Origin of the sequence: Halorubrum sp. SD626R, from assembly GCF_001261915.1 — an archaeon.
Taxonomy (GTDB): domain Archaea; phylum Halobacteriota; class Halobacteria; order Halobacteriales; family Haloferacaceae; genus Halorubrum.
On the sequence record NZ_CVRT01000151.1, the window covers coordinates 1 to 5,791 of the forward strand.

Sequence of the window (5,791 nt, forward strand, 5' to 3'; positions counted from 1 at the left end):
ACCGCACCTCACACCTCCCCAGCCTCGCGGCTCCCTCCGGTCGCCGCGTCCCTCGCGCGGTGCTGCTCGGCCGCGAGGCGGCCTCGCAGGCACGCGCCACCGCCTTCCCTTTTAAATTGATGACTTCGATCGTCCTGTTTTCTCGTCTCTCTGGTTTCCCGGACACAGTGTTCGCTTTGGAATCGAAGATATCGGCCCCTTGGAGCCTCGCTTTCGAAGCAGAAAACCGCCTAAGGGTGGGACACGTAGTAATGGGTATGCCAACCAGAACAGCACACCTGAACGTCACGGGCATGTCCTGCGCCAACTGCTCGGCGACGATCGAGGACGCCCTCGAAGACCTCGACGGGGTGGTCTCGGCGAACGCCAACTACGCCACCGACGAGGGGTCGGTGGAGTACGACCCGGAAGTGGTGTCCCTCGGCGAGATATTCGACGCGGTCGAGGCCGCGGGCTACGGCGCGGTCAGCGAGACCGCCACCGTCGCGATCGCGGACATGTCCTGTGCGAACTGCGCGGAGGCAAACGCGGAGGCCCTCGAATCGACGCCGGGCGTGATCGCCGCCGACGTGAACTACGCGACCGACGAGGCGCAGGTGCGGTACAACCCGGCCGACGCCTCGCTCGGCGATCTCTACGACGCAATCGAGTCGGCGGGCTACTCGCCCGTGCGTGAGGGGAGCGGCGGTGAGGCCGGCGACGGCGAGGGATCCGGAGCCGGTGCGGGCGCGAGCGACTCCGGACGCGACGCCCGCGACGCGGCCCGCGAGGGGGAGATCCGCAGGCAGCTCCGCCTGACCCTCTTCGGGGCGGCGCTCGCGGCGCCCCTGCTGCTGTTCATGGCCGACCACCTCCTGCTCGACGGGGCGCTGTTCCCGGAGACCGTCTTCGGCGTCCGGATCGGCTGGGTGCAGTTCCTGCTCGCGACGCCCGTGCAGGTCGTTCTGGGGCGCCCGTTCTACGAGAACTCCTACAAGGCGCTCGTGACGAACGGGCGCGCCAACATGGACGTGCTGATCGCGCTCGGCTCCACGACCGCGTACGCCTACTCCGTCGCGGCGGTCTCGGGCGCGATCGCCGGGAGCCTCTACTTCGACACGGCGGCGCTCATCCTCGTGTTCATCACCCTCGGCAACTACCTAGAGGCCCGCTCGAAGGGCCGGGCCGGCGAGGCGCTCCGGAAGCTCTTGGAGATGGAGGCCGACCGGGCCACGCTCGTCGACGAGGACGGGACCGAGCGGGAGGTCCCGATCGACGAGGTCGCGGTCGGCGACCGGATGAAGGTCCGGCCGGGCGAGAAGATTCCGACCGACGGCGTCGTCGTCGACGGCCGGAGCGCGGTCGACGAGTCGATGGTGACCGGCGAGTCCGTCCCGGTCGAGAAGGAGGCGGGCGACGAGGTGATCGGCTCGACGATCAACGAGAACGGCGCGCTCGTCGTCGAGGCGACCAAGGTCGGCGCCGACACGGCGCTGCAGGGGATCGTCCGGACCGTCAAGGAGGCGCAGTCGCGCCAGCCCGACATCCAGAACCTCGCAGACCGCATCTCCGCGTACTTCGTCCCGGCGGTCATCGCCAACGCCCTGCTGTGGGGCGCCGTCTGGTTCCTCTTTCCGGAGGCGCTCGCCGGGTTCGTGAACGCGCTCCCGCTGTGGGGGCTCGTCGCGGGCGGTCCCGCGGTCGCCGGCGGCGCCGTCTCCGTCTCCGAGTTCGCGATCGTCGTGTTCGCCTCCTCGGTGCTCATCGCCTGCCCCTGCGCGCTGGGGCTGGCGACGCCCGCCGCGACGATGGTCGGGACGGCGACCGGCGCCGGTCACGGCGTCCTGTTCAAGGGCGGCGACGTGCTCGAACGCGCCAAGGACGTCGACACCGTCGTCTTCGACAAGACCGGGACGCTCACCGAGGGAGAGATGGAACTGACCGACGTAATCGCGTTCGACCGCGACGGGGACCCGCTCCCTGACGGCGGTGCGGCGCAGCGACGCGAGCGTACCGAGGACCTCGGCGGCCTCGACGCCGACCGCGACCCGGAAGCCGAGGTGCTCCGGCTCGCCGCGATCGCCGAGCGCGGCAGCGAACACCCGCTCGCTCGCGCCATCGTGGAGGCCGCGCGCGAGCGCGGGATCGAGGTCCCCGAGCCGGCCGACTTCGAGAACGTCCCCGGTCACGGCGTCCGTGCGACGGTCGCGTCGGGCGACGCCGACGGCGGTAGCGAGGTGTTAGTCGGCAACCGGAAGCTGCTGCGCGACAACGGGATCGACCCGTCCCCCGCCGCGGCGGAGATGGAACGCTTAGAGAGCGAGGGGAAGACCGCGATGCTCGTCGCCCGCGTGCCCGCTGGCGCGAACGAGGGCCGGCTCGTCGGGATCGTCGCCGACGCGGACACCGTGAAGCCGAGCGCGGCCGACGCCGTCGCCGCTCTCGGCGACCGCGGCATCGACGTGATGATGATCACGGGCGACAACGAGCGCACCGCCCGCGCGGTCGCCGAGGAGGTGGGGATCGACCCCGAGAACGTCCGCGCCGAGGTCCTCCCCGAAGATAAATCGGCGGCCGTCGAGTCGATTCAGGCCGACGGCCGGAAGGCGATGATGGTCGGCGACGGCGTCAACGACGCCCCCGCGCTCGCGGTCGCACACGTCGGCACCGCCATCGGGAGCGGCACCGACGTGGCCATCGAGGCCGCGGACGTGACGCTGATGCGCGACGACCCGCTCGACGTGGCGAAGGCGATCCGGATCTCCGACGCGACGCTCCGGAAGATCAAACAGAACCTCGTGTGGGCGCTCGGCTACAACACGCTGATGATCCCGCTCGCCTCGCTCGGCCTGCTCCAGCCCGCTCTGGCCGCCGGCGCGATGGCGCTGTCAAGCGTGAGCGTGCTCACCAACAGCCTGCTCTTCCGCCGGTACGAGCCCGACCGCGACTACCGGCTCCTCGGTCGGCTGCGGTAGTCGCCGTCCCGGACGCCGTTTCTCCCGCGGCGCCGTCGACCCCGGTCGAGCGGCGAATCGCTCTCGAACAGTTTGATATAGCGTTATAAAATTTATCGACTGATCGTTCCTCGATTCGCCGCCTCTCGGCAACGGTGCGTTTCAGCGGTCAGAGGCGCGTTTGCCGTCGTTTTTCGGCGCCTCTGCCCGCGATCGACCGTCTTTTTCCTCGTCGAGCCGTCAACCGAGGTATGGCCGACGAGTTCGACCCCGAGAAGTTCGAGGATAAGTACGCGAACTACTTCAACGAACTCCAGCGGGCGTACAAGAACGCGTTCAACCACATGAACGAGCGCCACGACTCGCAGCTGATCCACGGGATCGACCAGACGATCCTCAACGAGTCCGAGCCCTTCTACGAGGACGGCGAGTTCCGCGTCGAACTCCCTGAGAACCCGCGCGACCGGCTGGAGGGCGTCCTCGTCGACGACGAGACGTTCGAGGAGACGTTAGCGGAGTACGTCGACCGAATCGAGGCGGAGCTCCACCGGACGTTTCAGGTCGACCGGCCGGAGTAGCGACTCCCCCCGATTCGCCGTTCGGGACATCGGGTCTCGCGGTTCGAGTCCGGCCGAACCAAAGGCATAAGCCCGCCGACCGCCAATTCGTTGGCATGAGCACGGACACGGCCGACGGGGAAAACGAACTCCGCGAGCGGATCACGAACTTCCTGCGGCGCAACTTCCCGCAGATCCAGATGCACGGCGGGAGCGCCGCGATCAACCACCTCGACCGCGAGAGCGGCGAGGTCACGATCCAGCTCGGGGGCGCCTGCTCCGGCTGCGGTATCTCGCCGATGACGATCCAGGCGATCAAGTCCCGGATGGTCAAGGAGATCCCGGAGATCGAGACGGTCCACGCCGACACCGGCATGGACTCCGGCGCCGACGGCGACCTCGGCGGCACCAGCAGCGGCGGCATGTCGCCCTCGTTCCCCGGCGAGACGACCGACGACGGCGGCGACGACGAAGGCCCGCAGGCCCCGTTCTGAATCGGTTTCCCTTCTCTCGTTTTCCCGCGTTTTCGCCCCGTAGCGGCGAGCCTCTCGGTTTCCCGTCTCACTGCCGTTTCCTCGGGTATATATCTAATATCGCTATATCAATTCTTTTCGAGGTGACTGCGAACCGCGACTGAAGCCTTTTTGCCCACGGCGACCGTGGGCGACTCCTATGCACCACCGGGAAGTCGAGACGACGGCGGAGTACGTCGCCCGATTCGAGACCGGCGCCGACTGGCGCGAGGAGATCGAGGACCTCGCCCGCGCGGAGGACGTCGAGGCGGGCTGGTTCACGGCCCTCGGCGCCGTCCAGGACGCTGACGTCTGGTTCTACGACCAGGACGACACGGAGTACCGGTCGGTGACGTTCGACGAGCCGCTGGAGGTCGCCGCCTGTGTCGGGAACGTCTCGCTGCTCGACGGCGACGTGTTCGCGCACACCCACGCCGTGCTGTCGCGCCCGAGCGGGCAGGCCCTCGCCGGGCACCTCGACTCCGGGACGGTCTGGGCGGGCGAGTGCCACCTGCGCGCATTCGACGAGCCGCTGGAGCGGTCGCACGACGAGACGACCGACCTCGACCTATGGCTGTGAGGCGGGTCTCGCGTCGATGAGACCCGACGACGAACGCTACTTCGCCCGGATCGAAGACCGGCTCGACGAGGCGCTGGAGCTCGCGGAGACGGCGAAGGGCCAGGGGTACGACCCGGAGCCCGAAGTCGAGATCCCCGTCGCTCGCGACATGGCCGACCGGGTCGAGAACATCCTCGGCATCGACGGCGTCGCGGAGCGCGTCCGCGAGCTGGAAGGTGAGATGTCCCGCGAGGAGGCGGCCTTAGAGCTCGTCACCGACTTCGTCGAGGGGACGGTCGGCGACTACGACTCGCGCGCCGGGAAGGTCGAAGGCGCGGTCCGGACCGCGGTCGCCCTCCTGACGGAGGGGGTCGTCGCCGCGCCGATCGAGGGGATCGACCGCGTCGAGCTGCTGGAGAACGACGACGGAACCGAGTTCGTCAACGTCTACTACGCCGGGCCGATCCGGTCGGCGGGCGGGACAGCGCAGGCGCTCTCCGTGCTCGTCGCCGACTACGCCCGGTCGCTCTTGGGCATTGACGAGTACAAGCCGCGCGACGTGGAGGTCGAGCGCTACGCCGAGGAGATCGCCCTCTACGACAAGGAGACCGGGCTCCAGTACACGCCGAAGGACAAGGAGTCGAAGTTCATCGCCGAGCACATTCCCATCATGCTCGACGGGGAGGCGACGAGCGACGAGGAAGTCTCCGGCTTCCGCGACCTCGAACGGGTCGACACCAACTCCGCGCGCGGCGGGATGTGCCTCGTCGCCGCCGAGGGGATCGCGCTGAAGGCCCCGAAGATCCAGCGGTACACCCGGGACCTCGACGAGGTCGACTGGCCGTGGCTCCAGGACCTGATCGACGGGACGATCGGGAAGGACGGGGCCGGCGAGAGCGACGAGGGGAACTCCGACGACGGATCGGACGGAGCGGGCGACGACGACAGCGGGACGGACGACGGCGAGGGCGACGCGGGCGACGGCGAGGGCACTGAGCCCGCCGAGCCAGCCGGTCCGGCCCGGGCGAAGCCCTCACAGAAGTTCCTCCGCGACCTCATCGCGGGCCGGCCAGTGTTCACCCACCCGAGCGAGGCGGGCGGCTTCCGGCTCCGGTACGGTCGCGCGCGCAATCACGGGTTCGCGACCGGCGGGGTCCACCCGGCGACGATGCACCTCGTCGACGACTTCCTCGCGGCCGGCACGCAGATCAAGACGGAGCGCCCGGGGAA

General features: G+C 69.1%; 4 protein-coding genes and 1 pseudogene. All 5 read left to right on the forward strand.

Going from position 1 to position 5,791, the window contains the following annotated elements; genetic code table 11:
• The first annotated feature begins 257 nt into the window (after window positions 1-257).
• Window positions 258-2,954: a heavy metal translocating P-type ATPase gene (locus SD626R_RS14990; protein WP_092567126.1), complete on the forward strand. Its 2,697-nt coding sequence runs from the start codon at window positions 258-260 to the stop codon at window positions 2,952-2,954.
• Between the two features lie 230 nt (window positions 2,955-3,184).
• Window positions 3,185-3,511 carry a DUF5783 family protein gene (locus SD626R_RS14995; protein ID WP_092567123.1) on the forward strand — a complete coding sequence of 109 codons (327 nt, stop codon included), beginning with the start codon at window positions 3,185-3,187 and terminating at the stop codon, window positions 3,509-3,511.
• A 95-nt stretch (window positions 3,512-3,606) separates the two neighbouring features.
• Window positions 3,607-3,984: a NifU family protein gene (locus tag SD626R_RS15000; RefSeq protein ID WP_092567124.1), complete on the forward strand. Its 378-nt coding sequence runs from the start codon at window positions 3,607-3,609 to the stop codon at window positions 3,982-3,984.
• Window positions 3,985-4,162: 178 nt separating this feature from the next.
• The gene (locus SD626R_RS15005; RefSeq protein WP_092567125.1) at window positions 4,163-4,582 is read left to right on the forward strand and encodes a PPC domain-containing DNA-binding protein; all 420 of its coding nucleotides are present in this window, start codon (window positions 4,163-4,165) and stop codon (window positions 4,580-4,582) included.
• Window positions 4,583-4,598: 16 nt separating this feature from the next.
• Window positions 4,599-5,791, forward strand: a pseudogene (locus tag SD626R_RS15010) (DNA polymerase II large subunit); the annotation flags it as partial.

Coding starts and splice junctions, on each gene's coding strand:
- SD626R_RS14995 (WP_092567123.1), top strand. CDS start 3,185: ATGGCCGACGAGTTCGACCCCGAGAAGTTCGAGGATAAGTACGCGAAC.
- SD626R_RS15005 (WP_092567125.1), top strand. CDS start 4,163: ATGCACCACCGGGAAGTCGAGACGACGGCGGAGTACGTCGCCCGATTC.
- SD626R_RS14990 (WP_092567126.1), top strand. CDS start 258: ATGCCAACCAGAACAGCACACCTGAACGTCACGGGCATGTCCTGCGCC.
- SD626R_RS15000 (WP_092567124.1), top strand. CDS start 3,607: ATGAGCACGGACACGGCCGACGGGGAAAACGAACTCCGCGAGCGGATC.